This window comes from Flavobacterium sp. (assembly GCF_965657075.1).
Taxonomy (GTDB): Bacteria; Bacteroidota; Bacteroidia; order Flavobacteriales; family Flavobacteriaceae; genus Flavobacterium.
In genome coordinates this window covers 19,573-41,693 of the sequence record NZ_CBFHMV010000021.1, presented here as the reverse complement: position 1 = coordinate 41,693, position 22,121 = coordinate 19,573, and the positions used below count along the sequence as shown (strand labels likewise).

Below are 22,121 nucleotides of genomic sequence, written 5' to 3'. Positions count from 1 at the left end.
CTCGGAATTTTTGAAATTTTCTTTTTTGTTGACATATTATTTAATATTTAGTCAACTTTTTTCAGGACAAGACAAAACAAAAAAAACACCTCCAAATTGGAAGTGCTTTTCTTAATTTATTTGTTTAGAAAATTATTTTCCTAACATTCCGTCTTTTAAATCGTCATCCGCTGGTTTTTTACCTAACCAGATTCCGAATAAAGCTTTTTTGAAATCGTGACCGTCAACAGAACCTTTTTTAACTCCGTTTTTGTAAACAGTTACTTCAGAGCCGTTGTACATGATGATAAATTTGTCGCCTTTCACAATTTTATCTGTAAAAAAACCTTTGAATTTATCAATTTTTGCTTTTAATGGTGCTGTGTTTTTGTTGGTAGAGTTTTCAAAACCTTCGTTAACAGCGCTGATCATTTTTTCTGAAGAAATCATGCCTGAAACAATGTTTAACTGAATTGCTGCTGCATCTTTACTATCAATAATGCTTTGAGCATCAGTTGATTTTTTGGTTACATAAAGTGAACCTACATATAAATCAATCCACATTTTTTCTCTAATTCCTGCACCGTTCAAAGTTAAATCTTTTCCTTCTAAAGATAGTTTTTCATCTACTTTAACTCCTGAAACTGTTTTTTGAGCATTCAATGAAAATGTTGCGAATACTACTAAAAATAATGCTAAAATCTGCTTTTTCATATTTATTGGTTTTAAAATTTGTTAAATATATAAATTTTTTCTTTTCAATTTATTAATTGCTGCATTTAATTCGAATCCTAATAACAGCACCATGCAATTAATCCATATGTAGAACATTAGAACAAGAAGTGTGCCAATTGAACCGTATAACTCATTATAACGAGCAAACTTTTCTACATAAACTCCAAATACATAAGAAGATAAAATGATTAAAATTGTTGTAAAAACGGCTCCATAACTTATGAACGATATTTTTCTTGTTTCTTTGGTTCCATACTTATACAGGAAAGAAGTTGTAATTAAAATCATTAAAATAACAAAAATATATCTTCCCCAAACAATAAGTGAAATGCTGTCGGAAAAATAATCTTGAATTTTAATTTTCTGGATAAATACTTCAAAAACAATTATGGCCGCAACCGTTATCAGTAAAATCATTGAAAGAATTAGTGATAATGCAACTGCAATTAGATATTGCCTGAAATAACCTCGAGTCAAGGTAATGTGCTCACTCATTTCAAAACCACCTAAAATCGCATTGACTCCATTAGCCATTAAAAAAATAGAAAGAAAAAAACCTGTAGAAAGCAATCCTTGATAACTGGTATTTAAAATATCTCTTATAATGACTTCTATTGCTTCAAAAGTATTTGGAGGCACATTATGACTTATAAAAAGAATAAAATCTTCTTGAAAATTATCAATTGGAATGTAAGGAATTAAATTCAAAATAAATAAAGCAAATGGAAATAATGCCATAAAAAAACTAAAAGCAATGGCACTTGCTCTGTAAGAAAAAGCTCCTTTAAAAATGCCTAAAATATAAATTTCTAAAATATCGTAAAGCGACAATCCTTCTACTAAAGACTTTATTTGAATCTTTTTAGTAAAACGAACCAATTGCTTTACAATAGGAATTTTTTCGAGCTTTTTTTCAATTATTTCTGACATAAAATTATAAAGCTTTTAAACTTAAATCCATATTATAAACCGAATGTGTTAATGCTCCTGAAGATATATAATTTACACCACACAAAGCATAATCGCGTATGGTTTTTTCATTGATATTTCCCGAAGATTCTGTTAAACATTTATCTCCAATAAACGCAACGGCTTTTTTTGTGGTTTCAAAATCAAAGTTATCTAATAAAATACGATAAACACCACCAGCATTGACAATTTGTTCAACTTCGTTCATATTTCTGGCTTCCACAATTATCTTTAAATCTTTATTGTTATCTTTTAAATAGTGCTTTGTTTTTTCAATCGCTTGTGCAATTCCACCTGCAAAATCTATATGATTGTCCTTCAACATAATCATGTCATATAATGCAAACCTGTGATTTTCGCCACCACCAATTTTTACAGCCCATTTTTCTATAGCACGAATTCCTGGTGTAGTTTTTCTTGTATCTAAAATTTTAGTTTTTGCATCACCAATTAAATCTACAAATAATCTGGTTTTTGTTGCAATGGCACTCATTCTTTGCATTGAATTTAACACCAAACGTTCTGCTTTTAAAATAGATTGTGATCTTCCTGAAACATGAAAAACAATATCGCCATACTTTACTTGTTCTCCATCATTGATAAAAATTTCCACTTTCATATCTGAATCTACATAATTAAAAATCATTTTTGCAAATGCTACACCTGCAATAATACCTTCGTCTTTAACCAAGAGTTTGGCTTTTCCATGCGCATCTTTTGGAATACAAGCTAAGGAACTATGATCACCATCACCCACATCTTCTCTAATGGCATTTGAAATAATTATATCTAATTCGGTATTAAATTGCGTTTCTGAAATCATAACATGTATTTGTTTTGCTAAAGTAAGTATTAGTTGATTTATAAAAAAATATCTTTTTGGATTTTTAGATTTTAGATATTCGTACATTTGATGCTCAGACTATATATTGATTTTTTATATTGTCATTGCATTTGAATTTGAAATTAGTAATTTTATCAAAAAATAAATAAATGAGTGATTACATAGTTTCAGAAAAATTTGAAGGTAAAATCTTTGAAGAAACAGATATAAAATATAAAGAATTTGAAGAATGTACTTTTATCAATTGTGATTTTAGAACTTGTACTTTTCAAAATGAAACTTTTGTAGATTGTAATTTCATAGAATGTAATTTTCAAAGTACCAAAATCAATTATGTATCATTACGTGATGTTATGTTTACAAAATGTAATTTTACCAGTGTAAATTTTGCCATGACGGATCAAGTCTTATATCATTTTAATTTTCAAGATTGTACTTTAGATTACGCCCAATTTTATAAATTAAAACTCAAAAAAATGCGTTTTGACAATTGTAGTATGGTTGCGGTTGATTTTATGGAAAGTGATTTAACCGAAAGTGTATTTAATAATTGTGATTTACGAAGAACAGTCTTTATTAATACCATTGCCAATAAAGCTGATTTTTCTACAAGTTATAATTACACCATAAATCCAGAAATTAATAAACTAAAAAAAGCACAATTTTCGATGGATGGATTAAAAGGTTTATTAGAAAAATATGATTTAGTAATTCGATAAGTGAAAATAGAATAAAGAGAAAAGAAAAAAGACTAAATGCTTAACCTAAAACCTAAAATAGTAGTAATTGACAACTACGATAGTTTTACCTATAATCTTGTGCATTATTTAGAAGATTTAAATTGCGATGTTACAGTTTACAGAAATGATGAATTTGACTTAGAAGAAATAGAACCTTTTGATAAAATAGTGCTGTCTCCTGGACCAGGTATTCCTGAAAAAGCTGGATTGCTAAAAGAAGTCATAAAAAAATACGCTTCAACCAAACCTATTTTAGGAATTTGCTTGGGACAACAAGCCATTGGTGAAGTTTTTGGTGCTGAATTAATAAATTTAGAAAAAGTATATCACGGAGTTGCTACAAAGATTATTATTACCGAAAACGATACTTTGTTTAATGATTTGCCGTTAGAAATTGAAGTCGGTCGTTACCATTCGTGGGTAATTGATAAAAGTACGATTCCTAAAGAACTAAAAGTAACTTCCGTTGATGAAAACGGTGAAATAATGTCCATTAAACATATTTCATTGGATATAAAGGCGGTACAATTTCATCCTGAAAGTATTTTAACTCCTTTTGGAAAAAAAATGTTAGAAAATTGGTTGACTTATTAATTTTTTTTTATTGAAGTTGCTAATGCTATTGTTTTTTCCTCTTTTGTAACTTTTTGTAAAACTTATCGTATAATCACCACAACCAAACTTTAACTATGAACTTTTTAGAAAACTATGAACCCTTGCTAAAAGCTTTCTGGTACATTGCGTTGCCAGTAAGCTTATTTTTTGGACTACAAACCATTATGACTTTTGTTGGTTTAAGTAGCGGAGAAACCGATATGGATTCTGATGGTGGAGATGGTGGCGATATGCCTTTTGAAATCTTTACATTGAGAAATTTAATTAATTTCCTTTTAGGATTTAGTTGGACTGGGATTTCTTTTTATGATTCTATAGCCAACAAAAATGTGTTAATTGTCATTGCTGTTTTGGTCGGATTGTTTTTTGTAGCATTATTCTTTTTCATCATTAAGCAAGTTTTAAAATTATCAGAAGATAATAGCTTTAAAATTGAAAATACAATAAACAAAACTGCAGAAGTATATCTAACCATACCAGAAGCTAAATCAGGAAAAGGAAAAGTACAAATTAGTGTCAATGGAGCTTTTCATGAACTGGATGCTATAACACTTTCTGATGAAAAAATTCCATCCAATGCTCCTGTAAAAGTTGTTGGAATTGAAAATAATCTATTAATTGTTGAAAAAATCTAAACCAAAATAAACTATGACTCAAATTATTATTATTGTTGTTGCCGTATTTGTTGTATTTGTTACCTTTTTAACCCTTATTTCGCGTTACAAAAGATGTCCTTCGGATAAAATTTTAGTAATTTATGGACGTACTGGTGGAACTTCAGCCAAATGTGTTCATGGTGGTGGTGCTTTTATTTGGCCTGTTATTCAAGATTATCAATATTTAGATTTAAAACCAATTTCCATTGAAGCCAACTTAACAAATGCACTTTCTCGTCAGAATATTCGTGTCGATGTGCCTTGTCGTTTTACCATTGCAATTTCAACCGAAAGCGATAGCATGAATACAGCTGCTGAACGTTTATTAGGACTTTCACCAGATCAAATTCAAGAATTGGCTAAAGATATTTTATTTGGTCAATTGCGTTTGGTTATTGCAACCATGACCATCGAAGAAATCAATTCTGACAGAGATAAGTTTTTAGATAATATTTCGAAAAACGTTGATTCTGAATTAAAGAAAATTGGTTTAAAATTAATCAACGTTAACGTTACCGATATTAAAGATGAATCGGGTTATATAGAAGCTTTAGGAAAAGAAGCTGCTGCAAAAGCCATCAACGAAGCTAAAATTTCGGTTGCTGAACAAGAAAAAATTGGAGAAACTGGTAAAGCAATGGCTGATCGTGAAAAAGATGTTCAAATTGCCGAAACACATAGAGATAGAGATGTTAAAATTGCGATTACTAATAAAGATAGAGAAGTAAGTATTGCTGCTGCTTTTAAAGATGAAAGTATTGGTAAGGCGGAAGCTCAAAGAGATACTCGTGTAAAAACATCTGAAGCCAATGCTATAGCAATTCAAGGAGAAAATGAAGCAAAAATTGCCATTGCAAAATCGGAAGCTACTCGTCGTGAACGTGAAGCAGAAGCTTTAAGAATAGCATTAGCTTCTGAAAAAGTGCAAAGTGCCAAAGCTTTAGAAGAATCTTATGTGGCGGAACAAAAAGCAGAAGAAGCTCGTGCCGAAAGAGAACGCTCTACTCAAAATGCCAACGTAGTTATTCCTGCTGAAATTGCCAAACAAAAAGCAATTATTGATGCACAAGCTGAGGCTGAAAAAACTAGAGTTCAAGCAAAAGGGGAAGCGGATGCAATCTTTGCAAAAATGGAAGCTGAAGCAAAAGGTTTGTATGAAATCTTAACCAAACAAGCTGAAGGATATCGTGATGTAGTAAGTGCTGCTGGTGGCGATCCAACAAAAGCATTCCAATTATTGTTGATTGAAAAATTACCTGAATTAGTTAAAACGCAAGTGGAAGCTGTTAAAAACATAAAAATTGACAAAATCACCGTTTGGGATTCAGGAAATAATGCTGACGGAAATGGTTCAACAGCTAACTTTGTTTCAGGAATGATGAAAACAGTTCCACCATTAAATGATTTATTTAATATGGCTGGTTTAAATTTACCAACTTATCTAAAAGGTGATGATAAAGCTGCCGAAAATAAAATAACCAGTAGTCCTGATGATGGTATTTCTTCAGAAGAAGTAAAATAATTTCAAATAAAGTACAATTTTATAAAATCCCAAATTCCTTAATTATTGGTTTTTGGGATTTTTTTCGGACTAAAAATGTATCTCAATTGGTGAATTTGCTTATAAATCAGTAAATTTGAGAATAAATAAACTTTAAATGACCAAAATACACAAAAAATTAAACCAATTAGCCTCAACAGCTATTTGTGGTAATGATATCAGTTCTTCCGTATTATATGTTTCTGCTTTAGCTATTGGTTTTGCTGGACAATACGCTTGGATTACGCTATTAATTGTATCACTTGTATTGTTCTTATTTAGAAAAATTTATGGCGAAGTTGTAGGCGCTCTTCCTTTGAATGGTGGTGCTTACAATGCGCTTTTAAATACAACAAGTAAAGGAACAGCTTCTTTAGCTGCAACTTTAACTTTGTTATCCTACATGGCAACTGCCGTAATTTCTGCCAATGAAGGAATCCATTATTTGCATCATTTAATACCAATTTTACCAATCATTCCAATCACTATTGTTTTACTATGTATTTTTGCTTTATTAGCTATAATTGGAATTACTGAATCTGCCAAAGTTGCTATCGGAATTTTTATTTTTCATCTAACATCATTAGCTATTTTAAGTGGATTTGTAATCTATTATTTAATTCAAAATGGTGTAGGTACTTTTTTTGAAAATTGGCATTTTCCCACTACTGGTGGAAGTATTACTAATGCAATTTTTCTAGGTTTTGCAGCTTCTATGTTGGGTGTTTCAGGATTTGAAAGTTCTGCCAACTTTGTAGAAGAACAAGAAAAAGGCGTTTTTCCTAAAACACTAAGAAATATGTGGTCTATAGTAAGCATTATTAACCCTTTAATGGCTGTTTTTGCTTTGGCTATTTTTAGTATTCCTTTATTGCAAAGTAAAGAGTATCAAAATACATTATTAATTCAAATGGGCGATCAGGTTGGCGGACATTGGATTGCTTCTTTAATTGCAATTGACGCCTTTTTAGTTCTTAGTGGTGCCGTTTTAACAAGTTTTGTTGGAGTTACTGGTTTATTAGAACGTATGACTTTAGATAGAATTCTACCTCCTTTTTTCTTGAAGAAAAACAATCGGGGAAGTTCTTACCGAATCGTCATCTTATTTTTACTACTTTCTATATCTGTTTTATTGATCACAAATGGTGATGTTCGTTTGTTAGCAGGAGTTTATACCATTTCTTTCTTGTCGGTAATGGCTTTATTTGCGATTGGAAACATTCTTTTAAAAATCAAACGAAACTCATTACCAAGACCCGAAAAAGCCAGTTGGTTTTCAGTAATTTTTGCTATTATAGCAGTATTAATAGCACTTTGGGGAAACATTGTAATGCCACCAAAAGATAATTTACCAAGTAATTTATTAGTCTTTTCAATCTATTTTGTTCCTACTATTTTGTTCATTGCGATAATGTTAAATAGAACAGTTTTATTGAAAGTTGTATTAAAAATTTTAGATGCCTTTTTTGATCCTATTCGTAAATTTTCGGTAACCACAGATAGAGCAATTAACCGAGTTTTACATAAAATAAACCAACAAGAATTTGTGTTTTTTACCAAAGGAGATAATATTGCAACACTAAATAAAGTGATGCTGTACATCGAAAGAAATGAACATACCCGAAAAATTAAAATTGTAACTGTCTTAGAGCAAGGAAAAACTGGACCACCAAACTTAGCACAAGAAATAGATTTTCTTGACAGAGAATACCCCGAAATTGATATTGAACTAATTGTTTTAGAAGGAAAATTTACACCTGCATTAATTCAAGAATTATCAGCAAAATGGAATATTCCAATCAATTTTATGTTTATTGGTTCGCCTACTGATAAATTTCCTTATAAAATAGAAGAATTAGGTGGTGTTCGATTGATAATTTAGCAATTAAATTCCTTAAACGCAATATAAAAGCCTGTTAAAGTATCTATTTAACAGGTTTTATTGTCATATCTTTAAATCAAATTATAGATGAACATGAAAATAATTACACTATTACTTATCACAATTATGAACACAACAATGATTTACGATTTCAACAAAGAATCTTCAAAAACAGACTGGATTATTGTGGATGATGGTGTAATGGGTGGCTTATCGCAAGGGAAATTTACTTTTGATACAGAAGGAAATGGTGTTTTTAGTGGAAACGTTTCTTTAGAAAACAATGGTGGATTTTCTTCTGTTAGACATGAAACTGAAAAAATTAAAACTACAAAAGACAGCAAAGTATTTATTCGATTAAAAGGAGATGGAAAAGACTACCAATTCAGGATTAAAGATAAAAGCAATTCTTATTATTCATACATCACAACTTTTAAAACCAGTGGAAATTGGGAAACAATAGAAATCAAGTTAAGCGATTTATATCCTTCATTTAGAGGTCGAAAACTTAATTTACCTAATTTCAACAGCGATTCTTTTGAAGAAATTGTATTTTTAGTTGGCAACAAAAAAAATGAATCTTTTCAATTGGTTTTAGATAAAATTGAGTTGGAATAAAACTAACTCTTTTCTTTATCTTTGCGATACAATTTTAAACATGAGTCCTACCCTACTTTCATCACCTTTGCAAGGTTTTACCGATTTCCGATTTAGAAATGCGTTTCACAAATACTTTGGTGGTATTGATACTTTTTATGCTCCTTACATTCGTTTGGATGGAAAACTGGTGATTAAAAATTCATACCAACGCGATTTACAATTGGAAAACAACAATACTTTAGAGTTGATTCCACAAGTGATGACGAATAATGCAGATGAATTTTTGTTTGTGGTGAAATACATTCAAGAATTGGGTTACAAAGAACTGAATTGGAATTTAGGTTGTCCATATCCTATGGTGACCAAAAAAGGAATGGGTTCTGGTTTAATTTGTGAACCGACAAAGATTGACCATATTTTAAATCGTGTACACAATGAAACGGATGTAATTGTTTCCATGAAAATGCGAATGGGTTACGAACATCCAGAAGAAATTTTAGATGTTTTTCCGATTTTAGATCAATATCCTTTGAAGAATATTGCTATTCATGCTCGAATTGGCAAGCAATTGTATAAAGGTGGTGTCAATTTAGAAGCTTTTCAACGGTGTACCGAAAACACCAAACACAAATTGTATTATAACGGAGACATTACTTCTGTGGCTAAGTATAAAGAAATGCAAGAGCGTTTTCCAAGTATTGATCACTTTATGATTGGTCGAGGTTTAATTGCTGATCCTTTTTTACCAAGCATGATTAAAAACAACACGACAGAATACCCAAAAGACAGATGGAAAATTTTCAACGAATTCCACGATACGATTTACCAAGAATACGATGCAGCGCTTTCTGGACCAACTCCTATAAAAATGAAAATGTTAGGTTTTTGGGAGTACTTTTCTACTTCGTTTTCCAACCCACAAAAGACTTTTAAAAAAATTAAAAAAGCCCAAAGTCCAAAAGCTTACCAAGAAGCTGTGAAAGAGATTTTTAATGGTGAGAAGTAGTTTGAAAAACTATTAAATTTTATTAATATAACTATTGATACTATTAAAAAATAATTATCTAGTAAAAACCAAAGTATTTCCTTTACTCAAATTCGCATCAAAAGCGTAGCCTTCATAATTGAACCCTTTTAAATCTTCAATGGTTTCTGCATTGTTGTCAATGATGTAACGAACCATTAAACCTCTTGCTTTTTTGGCAAAGAAACTAATCATTTTTAGTTTTCCGTCTTTATAATCTTTGAATTCTGGAGTGATTACAGGCACTTTCAAGGTTTTGGTATCAACTGCACTGAAATATTCGTTACTCGCTAAATTCAAGAATAATTCGTCTTTCTTTAGTTCGTCGTTTAAGGTTTTAGTTATGGTTTTTTTCCAAAATTCATATAAGTTCTTTTTGGTCCCAATTGCTATAGAAGTTCCCATTTCCAATCGATAAGCTTGCATCAAATCCAAAGGTTTCAACAAACCATATAAACCTGAAAGAATTCGCAATTTATCTTGTAAATCATCCAATTTTTCTGTTGGAATTGTATAAGCATCCAAACCTGTGTACACATCACCATCAAAAGCAAAAATAGCTGGTCGCGCATTTTCTGGTGTAAAAGGAGTTTCCCAAATTTGATTGCGTTCCCAATTCAAATCGGCCAATTTTTCAGAAATTGACATTAAATCCATTAATTGTTTTGGCTTTTGTTTTTTTAGTGTTTTTTGAATGGTATTGGCTTGTTTTAGAAACTGTGCTTCAGTATACTTTTTAGTTGGCAATTCACTTTCAAAATTTAAAGACTTGGCTGGAGATATAACAATTTTCATAGATTAATTTTATTGAATTCAAATTTACAAATTCATTTCATAAAATCATATACGATAAAATGGATTGTTGCGATTTTGGTATAAGGGAAATTTATTGTTTTTGTAGCACAAAGTTGCACTGTGTTACTCGAAGTTTTTTTAAACCACATAGAAAAAAATAGTTTGATTAGCGTTAAAAGTCGCTTTGCTCAACAAAGGCAAGATAGAGCTTTATGAACTTTGTAAAAAACTTTAAGTAATTTGCGTTTAAAAATCTTTATGGCTATGTGGTTTAAAAAAGAAAAAACATTTATTTCTTAACAAACTAAATGCCTTAATGGTTAGGTAATTTTCATACCTTTGCATTTTATAAAATACCATGGTTAACCCATCAGCAAACGGTTGGATAAATAAATTTTTCTCTGAAAATAAATCGAATTATAAAGAGTATAATAACGATTTATTGGCTTTTTACCATGATGTTAGAAGTTCAGGTTTTATTTATGGTCATGTGATTCACATTAATTTAGTAAATCCTACCGATACATCGCAACTTTCGAGTGATGAGATTTCTAAAATTGCTTTACTAAATTCGCTGTTTTCTATTTACAAAATTGTTTCTAATTCAGAAAATGAAGTTGTATTTATTGAAAAAGCCATTTCTTTTTATACGTTTTTGCATCAAAAAGGAACAGGTTTATTTTCTAAATCAAAACCTAATTTAGAAGAATGTATTGCCAATCGAATTCAGACCAATGAAAATATTTTTGCTAAGAATTTTTCTCACATAATTACCAATGCGTTATTGTTTATGGATATTTTGGCTTTTAAGAAGTATCTTGAAATTGAAGAAAATCCAGTAAATTATTTAAAAAGAATTGAAGAATCTACAATTGTTTTAGTTTCCAATGCATTGTCAATAAAAGAAAATCCTTCAAAATATGATGATTTACTGATTAAATTATTTGAAAATTCACTTCGTTACACAAAATTTTACAGAAAAGAATTGGCACATTCCGATTTTGAACAGTTTGAAAAATTTGATTCTATTTTAGAGAAATTGTATTTATTGGATTTGGCTACAATGGCCATGTGGAGCGATGATGAATTATCTTCTATTGAAAAAGATTATCTTCAAACACTTTGTATTGAATTAGATATTGAAAATACAGAATATGAAATTAGTTTAATAAATATTGATTCTTACATCAAAAAATACAAAAACGAAATTCCGTATTTTAATTATTCAAATCCAATGAAACATTTTTATGAGCAATCCAACAAAAATGTTACTAAACTCATCACCAGAAATGGCAAACGATTAACCAAAGAACTTAGAGAAAGTAAAGAACTAGTGCAACTTTTAGCTAAATCTACCATTTCAGATTTAGATAAAGACGAAAAAAAGAAAGTAAAAAAACAGCTTTTAGATATTTGCAAAACAATACCTTCATTGACTATTTTTTTACTTCCTGGTGGTGGACTATTGTTACCTATTTTGATAAAATACATTCCACAGTTATTGCCTTCTGCTTTTAATGAGAATTTAGAAGATTAGTTGATGGTTAATGGTTAATGGTTAATGGTTGATGGTTGATGGTTGATGGTTAATGGTTAATGGTTAATGGTTGATGGTTGATGGTTGATGGTTGATGGTTAATGGTTGATGGTTAATGGTTAATGGTTAATGGTTGATAGTTAAATATACAAAACTTCATAACCTCATAACCTTTTAATCTTACAAACTTTTACAAAAAATTAGAATTTCAATTGATACACGTTATCTAAATCTTTGTCTGAACTGAAGTTTACATCTAAATCGGTTACGTAACCCGAATTTAGACCATAAACCCAACCGTGAATACTTAATTTTTGTCCGTTTTTCCATGCAGATTGAACAATTGAAGTCTTTGCTAAATCATATACTTGTTCTTTTACATTTAATTCAACAAATTTATTAAAACGTTCTTTTTCATCAGTAATGGCATCTAATTCTTTATGATGAAAACGATAGACATCTTTAATATGTCTAATCCAATTATCAATTACTCCAATGGAATCATTACCCATTGCTGCTTTAACTCCACCACAACCATAATGACCGCAAACAATAACATGTTTTACTTTTAAAGCATTCACTGCATAATCTAAAACACTCAACATGTTCATGTCTGAATGTACGACCATATTAGCAATATTTCTGTGGACAAAAACTTCACCTGGTTCAGCTCCAATGATTTCATTAGCTGGTACTCGACTATCAGAACATCCAATCCACAACAATGGTGGTTGTTGACCTTCTGCTAAATTGTTGAAAAATTCTGGGCTATCTTTAAGTTTATCTTCTACCCACTTTTTATTGTTTTCTAATATTTTTTTATAAAATTCGCTCATTATTTCTGTATAAATTAATTAATTTGTTTTTTTAGTTTAAAAAACTCTATGTAACTAGTAGGATTATCCACTATGCCACGTTCTGATTTTAAATGTACAAATATGTTTTTGTTTTTAGATTGAATTACAAAGTCTTCTAGTATTTCAACAATATCATAATCTAAATAGGTTGTTTTTGTTATGTCTAATTCTAATCGAGAATTTTCAGGTAAATTGAATAATTCTTTTTGAATGGCCGCTTTATTTAAAAATGAAATTTCTTCTGCAAAAGTCATTTGTATAACGTTAGAATCATCAAATTCCTTTTTATTTAAAAATACTGAATTTTGATAATTTTTAATCAATATAACAGCAAAACCAATAACTAAACCTATAAATATTCCATATAATAAATTAGTAACTACTATAACAATAACTGTAACTATAAAAGGTAAAAATTGTGTCCAACCCAATGAAAACATTTTTTTAAATAATGAGGGTTTTGCTAATTTAAATCCAACAATAATTAATATTGAAGCTAAAACTGATTTTGGAATGTGATTTAAAATTGTAGGAATCGTTAAAACGGAAACTAACAATAAAATTCCGTGTAAAATAGCTGACATTTTTGTTTTACCATTTGACTGAACATTAGCTGAACTTCGAACAATAACTTGAGTAATAGGCAAACCACCAATAAATCCTGAAGCTATGTTTCCAAAACCTTGGGCAAATAATTCTCTATTGGTTGGTGTAATATTTTTCTCTGGATCTAATTTATCAGTAGCTTCTACACTTAATAATGTTTCTAAACTAGCAACTAAAGCCAATGTAAAAGCTATTGTTAAAATTTCGATTGAAAAAATTTTACTAAAATCTGGAAAGCTTAAAAAACTTCCGTAATCACTAATATTTTTGGGAACAGGTACTTGAACCAAATGCTTACCATCTATAAGTAAATCAGGAATATTACTAAAAATAATTTGCAAAATAGTACCCACAAAAACAGCAATTAATGATCCTTGAATAATTTTGAAAAATGAATGTTTTTTGGTTAAAACAATATCCCAAAAAAGAATAATAAACAAACCTATGACACCGATAATTAATGCTCCAAGTGTGATGTTTTCAAAAATATGACCTATAGCAGAAAAAGTATTTTCACCAGATGGCTCTAGGAAACTATCAGCTCCTTCTGCTTCATTATCATAACCAAAAAAGTGTGGAATTTGCTTTAAAATAATTATTATTCCAATTCCAGTTAACATTCCTTTTATAACACTGTTTGGAAAATAATAACCAATTACACCCATTTTTAACACTCCAAAAAGTATTTGAATAATTCCTGCTAAAACGACAGCTGACAAAAATAACTCAAAACTACCTAAAGATGAAATAGCACTTGCTACAATTGCAGCTAAACCGGCAGCAGGCCCACTAACACCAATTTTTGATTTACTTATAAAACCTACAATTATACCACCAATAATGCCCGAAATAAGTCCAGATAATGGAGGTGCATCACTAGCTAAAGCAATTCCTAAACAAAGTGGAAGTGCTACGAAAAACACAACAATACTCGCTGGAATATCATTCTTTAAATATTTATACATATATGATTTTTAGAATTTAATATAATTTTCTACCCTAATAAAAAGGAGTATCACTAAAATTAAATTAACTCTGGTGGTTGAAGAAAAACATTGGGTTTAATGGAATTTACTTTTCTTTCATTTAAAGTAGAAAAGTGTATTTTTTGCAAACCCTCAACATCAATAGAAATGGGAATTGAGTATATAAATGTAATTGATTTTATTTCATCAAAAGCGATATCATTTTCTTCCTCACTCAAATTGAAAAAGCAAGAAACATCATTATCATTATCTGCAGCAAACACAATAGCTGGTGTTGCTAAAAACAAAACAAAAATTATTAATACTAATCTGCATAAGAATATCATATAACAAATATAAAATATTTTTATGGTTTTTAAAAATGTATGCTCTTAAATAAAACAAAAAAAGCCACTTAATGTGGCTCGTTTATTTTTAAATTTTTTCTTCCATCCATGCCTTTAACATCCAGATGGTTTTTTCTTGCTCTACAATAAAATCACCCATCATAGAACTTGTTCCTTCATCATTTATATTTCCAGATTTTTTTAGAATAATTCTTTCAATTTTTAATAATTCAACTAATGAACTTAAAGCCAATTGAACTGCTTCAGTATCTTTTGAAATATTTTTTCCAACTTTCAATTTACTGTTTTCTATATAATCTGAAAAAGTATGTAAAGGTGTTCCTCCTAATGTTAAAACTCTTTCGGCAACTAAATCAATTTTTAGTTGAGAATCATTGTATAACTCTTCAAACTTAACATGTAAATCAAAAAAACGTTTTCCACGAATATTCCAATGTAAACCTCGTAAATTTTGATAATACAACTGAAAATTAGATAATAATATATTTAATTCTTTTGATAATTCTTCTGTTTCTTTAACTGGTAATCCTAAACTATTTACTTTCATAATTTCTTATTTTTATTTATAATTCAAATTTATTGAAATTTTAACACTATAAGATATAGTTATAATTGATAGTTTTTATATTTTTATCGAAAATAACTATACAATGACAATTACTCAACTATATTATGTTTTAGCAGTGGCAGAACATAAAAACTTTACGCTTGCCGCAGAAAAATGTTTTGTTACACAACCAACCTTAAGTATGCAAATTCAAAAATTAGAAGAAGAATTAAAAATTCAAATTTTTGATAGAAGTAAAAAACCTATTCAATTGACGGAAATAGGAGAAAAAATAGTCAACCAAGCTAAAAATATTGTTAATGAAGCAGGAAGAATTACAGATATTGTAGAACAACAAAAAGGATATATTGGCGGTGAATTTAGAGTTGGAATTATTCCTACTGTAATGCCAACTTTATTGCCTATGTTTTTAGGTAATTTTATTAAAAAATATCCAAAAGTTAATTTAATTATTGAAGAACAAACTACCGAGGAAATTATTAAAAAACTAAAAAACGGCCATTTAGATTGTGCCATTGCTTCAACACCTTTAGAAGAAGAAAACATAAAAGAAATAGTTTTATACTACGAACCTTTTGTTGCTTATATCCCTGATAATTACGATGTTGCCGATAAAAAAGAAATTGAAATTGGAGATTTAGATATAGAGAACATCTTATTGTTACAAGATGGACATTGTTTTAGAGACGGGATTTTAAATTTGTGTAAAAACAATCAGTATCTTAATGAAAATCATTTTCAAATTGAAAGTGGAAGTTTTGAAACCTTAATTAAACTAGCTGATGAAGGTTTAGGTACAACACTATTACCCTATCTTCATACTTTAGATTTAAATGAAAAAAACAAATCTAAATTAAGACATTTTAAAGATCCTAAACCAGCACGTGAAGTGAGTCTGATTTATCCAAAAAATGAATTAAAAATACACATCATTGATGCTCTGAGAACCACAATATTAGGAGTGATTAGAGGTGCAATAGCCTTTAGTGATGTAGAAATCATTAGTCCGAAAAAGAAAATATAAAAAAAAGGTACACTAAAAATGTACCTTTTTATTTTATTCAAGTAACAATAAACATTGTCTTAATTCTGGTTTTTCTTCTGTAAATTTTAAAACCCAATTGGTTAGCTGTTCTATTTCATAGGGTAAAAGAATTTTTAAGGCTTTTTCAAACTCTTTGCAAAATAATAAAGGATCAAAACTTACTCGTTCAAGTATTGATTTTGTATAGGAAAACATTCTTGAAGGCATACTACATAAATTTAGGTTAATAATGCATTTTGAACGCTTTTGTAAATTTATAGAAATTCATTTTAACTATAACGTTGTAACTTGTGAAATTATTGTTATATTTTTCTTAAAAAAGGTAATGTTTTAAAAATCAGCACCTTTTACAGCTCTCAACATTTCTCTTTTACCAGGTGCTCCAGGTAATTTTTCGACCTGAAAACCAGCTTTTAACATGGCTTTTTTTATGGAAGTTCTGCAAGCATAAGTGACCAAAATACCATTTGATTTTAAAGCTTTATACATTTTTTCAAATATTCCGTCATTCCACAATTCGGGTTGCACAGTAAAACCAAAAGCATCAAAATAAATAAGATTATATTGATTTGAATCAGAAATTTCTTCAATTTTTTGGTTTCTTTTAGTCAGTTTAAAATGAGTTGTAATTTCGTTTTCAATTTCCCAATTTGAAAGATGCATTTCTTTAAAAACAGATTCAAATGCTTCCGCTTCTAGTTCTGAAACATAATTAAGTTGATTTATAATTTCTGTTTCCACTGGAAAAGCTTCTACTCCAACATAATCAATAGTTTGAAAACTTTTTTGAGCTTCCAAAAAAGTGATAAAAGCATTTAAACCTGTTCCAAATCCAATTTCTAAAATGGAAACGGACTTATCATTTAGTAATGAAAGTCCGTTTTTTATAAACACATGTCTTGCTTCTTGAATAGCACCAAATTTAGAATGATAAGTTTCATTCAGCTCGGGCAAAAATATAGAAGTTGAACCGTCTTGTGTAAGTATGATTTCTCTTTTCAAGATAATTATTTAATGTATAATTTTTTAATTTTTGGAATTGGTCCACCACATTTTACTTCATGACATTGAATGCATGCATCGATTCCTTTATTAAAATGCTCTTTTGCGTTTTTTGGATCTTTGTAAATCTGTTCTTGAGCTTCAATAAATAACTTGGATTGTTCTTTAAAAAAAGCATCATTTTCAGATTCATCGGTCATGACTGATTCATGAATTTTTAAAAAATGCTGTGGAAATTGTCCAATAGTATCACCCTTTTTTATGCGTTCTTTTAAGCGTTGATTATCCACATACATTTGTTCCATTAAAGCAGCCATTTCTGACATTTCGTACATTTCAAATCCTTCTTCATTAGAAGATGTTTTCGAAGAAACAGCATCATTATCTTCTTTTTTACATGAAAATAAAAAAAGCGTACATAGTATATAAATATATTTTTTCATTTACTATAGAAATTATTTAGCCATTAAAACTCCATCAGCCATGAATGAATAAGTTACTTTTGGACTACTAATACTGTCTATGGCAGCTTGTGACTTCCCGGCGTCTTTGGCAAGATGCTTTAATTGAGCTACACTTTCAACACTTACATAAGCTTTACCTTTAACTATTGTTTCTTTGTCTTGACCATTTTTTGGAACAAAAAAAGCATAATCTTTAAATTTCACTACAGCTTCACTTTCGTCATCTAAATCCATTGTCATCCAACATCCTTTTGATTGACAAACTTCTTTAGTTTTGGACTTAAATGTAACATTTAAAGTATCACCATCTTTTAAATCTTTAAATTTAGCAATCATCTCTTCTTTTGAAATAGCTCCATCAGCTGAAATTGATTCTCCAAATGTTGCATATTCTTTTTTACAACTTACTAAAACTGTTAGAATTGCAGCAACCAAAATAATTTTTTTCATCTTAAATTGTTTTAAATATTTACACAAAAATAAACTCTTTTACCAAGAACACGAATTTTTGTTAATAATATTATGATGTTTTTTTAAAATAATGCTAAATAAAACCCTTACTTATTTTTAAATTTGCAGAAAATGAAGCGATTTTCTTTTTTTTATTAAAAATTTTTCAAAATGACATCAAATACTATGAATGAGATTGAAATTATAAAAGCACCTACTTCAAAAATTGAATCTGTTGACTTTCAAAATTTAACTTTTGGAAACGTATTTACAGATCATATGTTAGTTTGTGATTATAAAAATGGACAATGGGAAAAACCTATTATAAAACCTTATGCCCCTTTTATGATGGAACCATCAGCCAAAGTTTTTCATTACGGTCAAGCCATTTTTGAAGGAATGAAAGCTTACAAAGATGTCAATGATGCTATTTGGTTGTTTAGACCAGATCAAAATTTTGAACGTTTTAATAAAAGTGCTAAAAGAATGGCTATGCCTGAAGTTCCTGAAGATGTTTTTATGAATGGGTTGAAAGAATTAATCCATTTAGATAAAGATTGGGTTCAAAAAGGATTAGGAAACTCGTTATACTTAAGACCCTTTATGATTGCAACTGGTGCTGGAGTAATTGCTGCTCCATCGCAAGAATATCGTTTTATGATTATTCTTTCTCCTGCAAAGTCTTATTATTCTGGTGAAGTTAAAGTTATAATTGCCGAACATTACAGTAGAGCTGCAAACGGAGGAATTGGCGCTGCAAAGGCTGCAGGAAATTATTCTGCTCAATTTTATCCGACTAAATTAGCTAATGAAAAAGGATATCAACAAATCATTTGGACCGATGATGCCACGCATACCAAATTAGAAGAAGCTGGTACGATGAATGTTTTCTTCAGAATTAACGACACCTTGTTTACAGCTCCAACTAGTGAGAGAATTTTGGATGGAGTTACACGTAAAAGTGTGATTGATATTGCTAAAAGAGACGATTTAAATATCGAAGTTCGTTCCGTATTGGTAGAAGAATTAGTAGAGGCTGCAAAAAATGGTTCTTTAAAAGAAATTTTTGGTGCTGGAACTGCCGCTGTTATTAGTCCAATTTCGGGATTTTCATATAAAGAAGAATACTTTGAATTGCCTAAATTAGAAAATTCATACGCTTTAAAAATAAAACAAACTCTAACCAACATTCAAAACAAATTGGAAGAAGATACTTTCGGTTGGACAGTTCAAGTATAGTGTTCCTATTCACAATAAAAAAAGCGATTTTGAGATGAAAATCGCTTTTTTTAATTACAAGTTAATACTATTTAATGAAATATGTGATTTTCAAACTTTAATCTGAATACTATTTCAAAATGGCTTCAAAGTTGGGTTTAAAATAATTTGGTCCTTTCATAACTTTACCATCTTCTCTGTAAATTGGTTTTCCATCGTGATCTAATTTACTCATATTGCTTCTTTGAATTTCTTCAAAAACTTCTTCAATTTTATGTTGTAAACCATGTTCTAAAATAGTTCCGCACAAGATATATAACATATCGCCTAATGCATCTGCTGTTTCAGTTAAATCATTGTTTTGAACTGCTTCAAGGTATTCTTCATTTTCTTCTTTCATTAAGTTAAAACGAAGTAAATTTTTATTTTCACCTAAATCACTTTTCATTTCATTGGCAACTCCTAATCCAAATGCGTTATGAAATTCTGCTACAGCTTCTAATTGTCTTTTCATTTAGTTTTTTTTATAATTTTATTAGTTTTAACGCTGCAAAATATGTTTTTTCAGGAGTTAAAGTACTATTTTTGTATAAAAATTATCAGTATGTTTTCAACAGGTCAAATTTACTTTGCAGTTTTATTTGTTATCGCTTTTGTAATTGCTTCTATCTATGTTTATCGAAAAGATTTAGCACTTCACAAGATACACTATAAAGGTTCGAGTAAATGGATATTTTTAACTTTCATATTATTTATAGGATTATTATTCGTTATAAAGATATTTTTAAAAAAAAATTAATACATTTGAAATATAATTAACTATTTAATCGTTTTTTTAATGAAAATACTGAAGTATATCATTTTATTACTTCTTCTTGTCGCTATTGCTGGATTTGTGTTTATCGCAACTCAACCAAGTGATTATTCCATTAAAAAAACAAAAGAAATAGCCATTTCTAAAGATGTTGTTTTCAATTTTGTATCCGATTTCACCAATTGGAATCTTTGGAATCCTTTTTATACCCAAACCTCTGTTGAAACGATTTCAGATAATTCAAAAATTTACATGCTTTCCAACAGCAATCAATCAGTTGTTTATGAAACTTTAAACAGTTTTTCGACGGATTCTATTCAACAAAAATTCAAACTCAATAATGAAACACAAAATTTGGTTTGGAAATTTCAATCTACTACAAAAGGAACTTTAATTACCTACGAGGCCAAAGGACACTTGACTTTAAAAGAAAAAATATTTTCATTTTTATATGGTGGTGCGCAAAATTACTTAGGAGAAGAATTTGAAAAATCTTTAGTGAATATAGAACGTTATTTGGTGAAAGAATTAAATACATACAAAATCACAATAAACGGTATTGTAACACAACCCGAAAGTTTGTTTATCGCAAAAACAGATAGTTCTTCAATTAAAGACTTTACTTTAAATTATAAAAACCATTTTCCAAGTATTTTAAGTTTTGCCAAAGAAAACAATTTAACTTATCAAGAATATCCATTTATTTTATTTGACAAATGGGATTCCATCAACAATACAACAAAATATAAAGCTGGATTGTTTGTTCAAGAAGAAATAATTACTAGTGAAGGTAGCGATATTTCAGGTGGCATTTTACCAGAATATAAAGCCGTAAAAGTGACCTTAATTGGAAATCATTTGCACAACAAAAAGGCTTGGGATGAAGCATTCAGATATATGTCAAAAAACAAATTAACAGAAGATTTAACTGGGAATTATTTAGAAATATATAAAGTATATGACGCTACTGAAAAGCAACCATCAAAATGGGTTACAGAAATATATATTCCTATAAAACTAGCAGCTAAACGGAGAGTTACCAACCCTAGTGCTAGCGCTACAGAAACTATAAATCAACCTTCAGAATCAAATACTACTACAACTAATGGAGATTAATTTATTTTTTCAATAAATATCTTATTACTGTTTCGGCAGCTTGCAATCCAAACTGAGCTGGCATCCAACTATTTGTACCGTAAAAAGACTTTTTAAAGTTAGTTCCGTCTGTTGTTTTTATACTCGTATGGTCAGGAGTTTCTGTTGAGAATACTGCTTTTACACCTTTATTTATATTAGCAATTTTTAATCTTTTTCGTACATTTTTAGCAAGTGGACACACTTTTGTTTTGCTAATATCACTAACCTTTACTTTGCTTGAATCGTACTTTCCACCAGCACCTAAGCAGCTAATCACCTTTACTTTTTTACGTTTAGCAGCAATAATTAAGTTTAATTTTGGAGTTATACTATCAATACAATCCAAAACATAATCGTACTCACTAGTAACAATTTCTAAAGCCCTTTCAGGAGCCAAAAACTCTTGAACCTTTGTTAATTTTAATTCAGGATTAATATCCAACAACCTAGCAGCTACAATTTCAACTTTTGGCTGACCTACTGTAGAGTGCAAAGCAGGTAATTGTCGGTTAATATTTGTAATATCTATGGTATCACCGTCAACTATAGTCATTTTACCAATTCCTGCTCTTACTAAAAATTCAGCCGCAAAACTTCCAACACCTCCAAGTCCAACTACTAATATATTTGCATTTTTTAATCGGTTAATTCCCTCTTCTTTAAAAAGTAATGCTGCTCTTTCTTGCCACTGTGCCATTTTTATTTCTTAAT

Annotated in this window: 25 protein-coding genes; 11 read left to right on the top strand and 14 right to left on the bottom strand. The window is 29.5% G+C overall.

Annotation, left to right across the window (positions count from 1 at the left end):
• Positions 1-132 precede the first annotated feature (132 nt).
• The 3 genes from ACTF56_RS10870 to nadC are packed head-to-tail and all read right to left on the bottom strand — an operon-like array spanning position 133 to position 2,506.
• Positions 133-693 (bottom strand): chalcone isomerase family protein, encoded by a 561-nt coding sequence (locus ACTF56_RS10870; RefSeq protein WP_438966934.1) that lies wholly within the window; start codon positions 691-693, stop codon positions 133-135.
• A 21-nt stretch (positions 694-714) separates the two neighbouring features.
• Entirely contained in the window at positions 715-1,644 is a 930-nt protein-coding gene (locus ACTF56_RS10865; RefSeq protein WP_438966933.1) for a YihY/virulence factor BrkB family protein, read from the bottom strand.
• 4 nt (positions 1,645-1,648) lie between these two features.
• The gene (gene nadC / locus ACTF56_RS10860) at positions 1,649-2,506 is read right to left on the bottom strand and encodes a carboxylating nicotinate-nucleotide diphosphorylase (protein WP_438966932.1); all 858 of its coding nucleotides are present in this window, start codon (positions 2,504-2,506) and stop codon (positions 1,649-1,651) included.
• 170 nt (positions 2,507-2,676) lie between these two features.
• On the opposite strand from nadC, the gene ACTF56_RS10855 reads away from it, so the two are divergent.
• The 7 genes from ACTF56_RS10855 (at position 2,677) to ACTF56_RS10825 (ending at position 9,566) form a co-directional block, all read left to right on the top strand.
• On the top strand, positions 2,677-3,246 hold the full coding sequence (locus ACTF56_RS10855) for a pentapeptide repeat-containing protein (protein ID WP_438966931.1): 570 nt from the start codon (positions 2,677-2,679) through the stop codon (positions 3,244-3,246).
• 36 nt (positions 3,247-3,282) lie between these two features.
• A complete protein-coding gene (locus ACTF56_RS10850) occupies positions 3,283-3,861 on the top strand; it encodes an anthranilate synthase component II (RefSeq protein WP_438966930.1) in 579 nt (192 codons plus the stop codon).
• A 95-nt stretch (positions 3,862-3,956) separates the two neighbouring features.
• Positions 3,957-4,517 carry an NfeD family protein gene (locus ACTF56_RS10845; RefSeq protein WP_438966929.1) on the top strand — a complete coding sequence of 187 codons (561 nt, stop codon included), beginning with the start codon at positions 3,957-3,959 and terminating at the stop codon, positions 4,515-4,517.
• A 13-nt stretch (positions 4,518-4,530) separates the two neighbouring features.
• Positions 4,531-6,060 (top strand): flotillin family protein, encoded by a 1,530-nt coding sequence (locus ACTF56_RS10840; protein WP_438966928.1) that lies wholly within the window; start codon positions 4,531-4,533, stop codon positions 6,058-6,060.
• 136 nt (positions 6,061-6,196) lie between these two features.
• Positions 6,197-7,960 (top strand): APC family permease, encoded by a 1,764-nt coding sequence (locus ACTF56_RS10835; protein WP_438966927.1) that lies wholly within the window; start codon positions 6,197-6,199, stop codon positions 7,958-7,960.
• A 126-nt stretch (positions 7,961-8,086) separates the two neighbouring features.
• Complete coding sequence (locus ACTF56_RS10830) at positions 8,087-8,578, top strand: CIA30 family protein (RefSeq protein ID WP_438966926.1); 492 nt, start codon at positions 8,087-8,089, stop codon at positions 8,576-8,578.
• Positions 8,579-8,618: 40 nt separating this feature from the next.
• A complete protein-coding gene (locus ACTF56_RS10825; protein WP_438966925.1) occupies positions 8,619-9,566 on the top strand; it encodes a tRNA dihydrouridine synthase in 948 nt (315 codons plus the stop codon).
• Positions 9,567-9,620: 54 nt separating this feature from the next.
• Here the strand turns inward: ACTF56_RS10825 and yaaA are convergent, their stop codons facing one another.
• The gene (yaaA, locus tag ACTF56_RS10820) at positions 9,621-10,379 is read right to left on the bottom strand and encodes a peroxide stress protein YaaA (protein ID WP_438966924.1); all 759 of its coding nucleotides are present in this window, start codon (positions 10,377-10,379) and stop codon (positions 9,621-9,623) included.
• A 358-nt stretch (positions 10,380-10,737) separates the two neighbouring features.
• Here yaaA and ACTF56_RS10815 point away from each other — a divergent pair, with 358 nt between their 5' ends.
• Positions 10,738-11,916 carry an LETM1-related biofilm-associated protein gene (locus tag ACTF56_RS10815; RefSeq protein ID WP_438966923.1) on the top strand — a complete coding sequence of 393 codons (1,179 nt, stop codon included), beginning with the start codon at positions 10,738-10,740 and terminating at the stop codon, positions 11,914-11,916.
• A gap of 200 nt (positions 11,917-12,116) precedes the next feature.
• Here the strand turns inward: ACTF56_RS10815 and can are convergent, their stop codons facing one another.
• From can to ACTF56_RS10795, 4 genes are all read right to left on the bottom strand, one after another.
• A complete protein-coding gene (gene can, locus ACTF56_RS10810; protein WP_438966922.1) occupies positions 12,117-12,752 on the bottom strand; it encodes a carbonate dehydratase in 636 nt (211 codons plus the stop codon).
• A 14-nt stretch (positions 12,753-12,766) separates the two neighbouring features.
• On the bottom strand, positions 12,767-14,344 hold the full coding sequence (locus tag ACTF56_RS10805) for a SulP family inorganic anion transporter (RefSeq protein WP_438966921.1): 1,578 nt from the start codon (positions 14,342-14,344) through the stop codon (positions 12,767-12,769).
• Between the two features lie 59 nt (positions 14,345-14,403).
• Positions 14,404-14,652 (bottom strand): hypothetical protein, encoded by a 249-nt coding sequence (locus ACTF56_RS10800; protein ID WP_438966920.1) that lies wholly within the window; start codon positions 14,650-14,652, stop codon positions 14,404-14,406.
• A 127-nt stretch (positions 14,653-14,779) separates the two neighbouring features.
• Entirely contained in the window at positions 14,780-15,259 is a 480-nt protein-coding gene (locus ACTF56_RS10795; RefSeq protein ID WP_438966919.1) for a Dps family protein, read from the bottom strand.
• Between the two features lie 103 nt (positions 15,260-15,362).
• On the opposite strand from ACTF56_RS10795, the gene ACTF56_RS10790 reads away from it, so the two are divergent.
• The gene (locus ACTF56_RS10790; protein ID WP_438966918.1) at positions 15,363-16,304 is read left to right on the top strand and encodes a LysR substrate-binding domain-containing protein; all 942 of its coding nucleotides are present in this window, start codon (positions 15,363-15,365) and stop codon (positions 16,302-16,304) included.
• A 33-nt stretch (positions 16,305-16,337) separates the two neighbouring features.
• Here the strand turns inward: ACTF56_RS10790 and ACTF56_RS10785 are convergent, their stop codons facing one another.
• The 4 genes from ACTF56_RS10785 to ACTF56_RS10770 form a co-directional block, all read right to left on the bottom strand.
• A complete protein-coding gene (locus ACTF56_RS10785; protein WP_438966917.1) occupies positions 16,338-16,532 on the bottom strand; it encodes a hypothetical protein in 195 nt (64 codons plus the stop codon).
• 123 nt (positions 16,533-16,655) lie between these two features.
• A complete protein-coding gene (mnmD, locus tag ACTF56_RS10780; protein WP_438966916.1) occupies positions 16,656-17,327 on the bottom strand; it encodes a tRNA (5-methylaminomethyl-2-thiouridine)(34)-methyltransferase MnmD in 672 nt (223 codons plus the stop codon).
• Positions 17,328-17,332: 5 nt separating this feature from the next.
• Positions 17,333-17,770 carry a hypothetical protein gene (locus tag ACTF56_RS10775; RefSeq protein WP_438966915.1) on the bottom strand — a complete coding sequence of 146 codons (438 nt, stop codon included), beginning with the start codon at positions 17,768-17,770 and terminating at the stop codon, positions 17,333-17,335.
• Between the two features lie 12 nt (positions 17,771-17,782).
• The gene (locus ACTF56_RS10770) at positions 17,783-18,241 is read right to left on the bottom strand and encodes a DUF4920 domain-containing protein (RefSeq protein WP_438966914.1); all 459 of its coding nucleotides are present in this window, start codon (positions 18,239-18,241) and stop codon (positions 17,783-17,785) included.
• A 171-nt stretch (positions 18,242-18,412) separates the two neighbouring features.
• On the opposite strand from ACTF56_RS10770, the gene ACTF56_RS10765 reads away from it, so the two are divergent.
• Positions 18,413-19,480, top strand: a complete 1,068-nt coding sequence (locus ACTF56_RS10765) for a branched-chain amino acid aminotransferase (protein WP_438966913.1) — start codon at positions 18,413-18,415, stop codon at positions 19,478-19,480.
• Between the two features lie 109 nt (positions 19,481-19,589).
• Here ACTF56_RS10765 and ACTF56_RS10760 read toward each other — a convergent pair whose 3' ends face one another.
• Entirely contained in the window at positions 19,590-19,973 is a 384-nt protein-coding gene (locus ACTF56_RS10760; RefSeq protein WP_438966912.1) for a hypothetical protein, read from the bottom strand.
• A 324-nt stretch (positions 19,974-20,297) separates the two neighbouring features.
• Between ACTF56_RS10760 and ACTF56_RS10755 the strand changes: the two genes are divergently transcribed.
• Positions 20,298-21,389 (top strand): GyrI-like domain-containing protein, encoded by a 1,092-nt coding sequence (locus ACTF56_RS10755; RefSeq protein ID WP_438966911.1) that lies wholly within the window; start codon positions 20,298-20,300, stop codon positions 21,387-21,389.
• A 1-nt stretch (position 21,390) separates the two neighbouring features.
• On the opposite strand, the gene ACTF56_RS10750 is transcribed toward ACTF56_RS10755, so the two are convergent.
• The gene (locus ACTF56_RS10750; RefSeq protein ID WP_438966910.1) at positions 21,391-22,107 is read right to left on the bottom strand and encodes a tRNA threonylcarbamoyladenosine dehydratase; all 717 of its coding nucleotides are present in this window, start codon (positions 22,105-22,107) and stop codon (positions 21,391-21,393) included.
• Between the last annotated feature and the right edge of the window lie 14 nt (positions 22,108-22,121).

Excerpts from the sequence above, each read along its gene's own strand:
- ACTF56_RS10755 (WP_438966911.1), top strand. The coding sequence starts at position 20,298 with ATGAAAATACTGAAGTATATCATTTTATTACTTCTTCTTGTCGCTATT.
- yaaA (WP_438966924.1), bottom strand. The coding sequence starts at position 10,379 with ATGAAAATTGTTATATCTCCAGCCAAGTCTTTAAATTTTGAAAGTGAA.
- ACTF56_RS10760 (WP_438966912.1), bottom strand. The coding sequence starts at position 19,973 with ATGAAAAGACAATTAGAAGCTGTAGCAGAATTTCATAACGCATTTGGA.
- ACTF56_RS10765 (WP_438966913.1), top strand. The coding sequence starts at position 18,413 with ATGACATCAAATACTATGAATGAGATTGAAATTATAAAAGCACCTACT.
- ACTF56_RS10795 (WP_438966919.1), bottom strand. The coding sequence starts at position 15,259 with ATGAAAGTAAATAGTTTAGGATTACCAGTTAAAGAAACAGAAGAATTA.
- ACTF56_RS10785 (WP_438966917.1), bottom strand. The coding sequence starts at position 16,532 with ATGCCTTCAAGAATGTTTTCCTATACAAAATCAATACTTGAACGAGTA.
- ACTF56_RS10870 (WP_438966934.1), bottom strand. The coding sequence starts at position 693 with ATGAAAAAGCAGATTTTAGCATTATTTTTAGTAGTATTCGCAACATTT.
- ACTF56_RS10790 (WP_438966918.1), top strand. The coding sequence starts at position 15,363 with ATGACAATTACTCAACTATATTATGTTTTAGCAGTGGCAGAACATAAA.
- ACTF56_RS10805 (WP_438966921.1), bottom strand. The coding sequence starts at position 14,344 with ATGTATAAATATTTAAAGAATGATATTCCAGCGAGTATTGTTGTGTTT.
- ACTF56_RS10840 (WP_438966928.1), top strand. The coding sequence starts at position 4,531 with ATGACTCAAATTATTATTATTGTTGTTGCCGTATTTGTTGTATTTGTT.
- ACTF56_RS10770 (WP_438966914.1), bottom strand. The coding sequence starts at position 18,241 with ATGAAAAAAATTATTTTGGTTGCTGCAATTCTAACAGTTTTAGTAAGT.
- ACTF56_RS10815 (WP_438966923.1), top strand. The coding sequence starts at position 10,738 with ATGGTTAACCCATCAGCAAACGGTTGGATAAATAAATTTTTCTCTGAA.
- ACTF56_RS10750 (WP_438966910.1), bottom strand. The coding sequence starts at position 22,107 with ATGGCACAGTGGCAAGAAAGAGCAGCATTACTTTTTAAAGAAGAGGGA.
- nadC (WP_438966932.1), bottom strand. The coding sequence starts at position 2,506 with ATGATTTCAGAAACGCAATTTAATACCGAATTAGATATAATTATTTCA.
- ACTF56_RS10850 (WP_438966930.1), top strand. The coding sequence starts at position 3,283 with ATGCTTAACCTAAAACCTAAAATAGTAGTAATTGACAACTACGATAGT.
- ACTF56_RS10855 (WP_438966931.1), top strand. The coding sequence starts at position 2,677 with ATGAGTGATTACATAGTTTCAGAAAAATTTGAAGGTAAAATCTTTGAA.
- ACTF56_RS10825 (WP_438966925.1), top strand. The coding sequence starts at position 8,619 with ATGAGTCCTACCCTACTTTCATCACCTTTGCAAGGTTTTACCGATTTC.
- ACTF56_RS10845 (WP_438966929.1), top strand. The coding sequence starts at position 3,957 with ATGAACTTTTTAGAAAACTATGAACCCTTGCTAAAAGCTTTCTGGTAC.
- can (WP_438966922.1), bottom strand. The coding sequence starts at position 12,752 with ATGAGCGAATTTTATAAAAAAATATTAGAAAACAATAAAAAGTGGGTA.
- ACTF56_RS10775 (WP_438966915.1), bottom strand. The coding sequence starts at position 17,770 with ATGAAAAAATATATTTATATACTATGTACGCTTTTTTTATTTTCATGT.
- ACTF56_RS10865 (WP_438966933.1), bottom strand. The coding sequence starts at position 1,644 with ATGTCAGAAATAATTGAAAAAAAGCTCGAAAAAATTCCTATTGTAAAG.
- ACTF56_RS10835 (WP_438966927.1), top strand. The coding sequence starts at position 6,197 with ATGACCAAAATACACAAAAAATTAAACCAATTAGCCTCAACAGCTATT.
- ACTF56_RS10830 (WP_438966926.1), top strand. The coding sequence starts at position 8,087 with ATGAACACAACAATGATTTACGATTTCAACAAAGAATCTTCAAAAACA.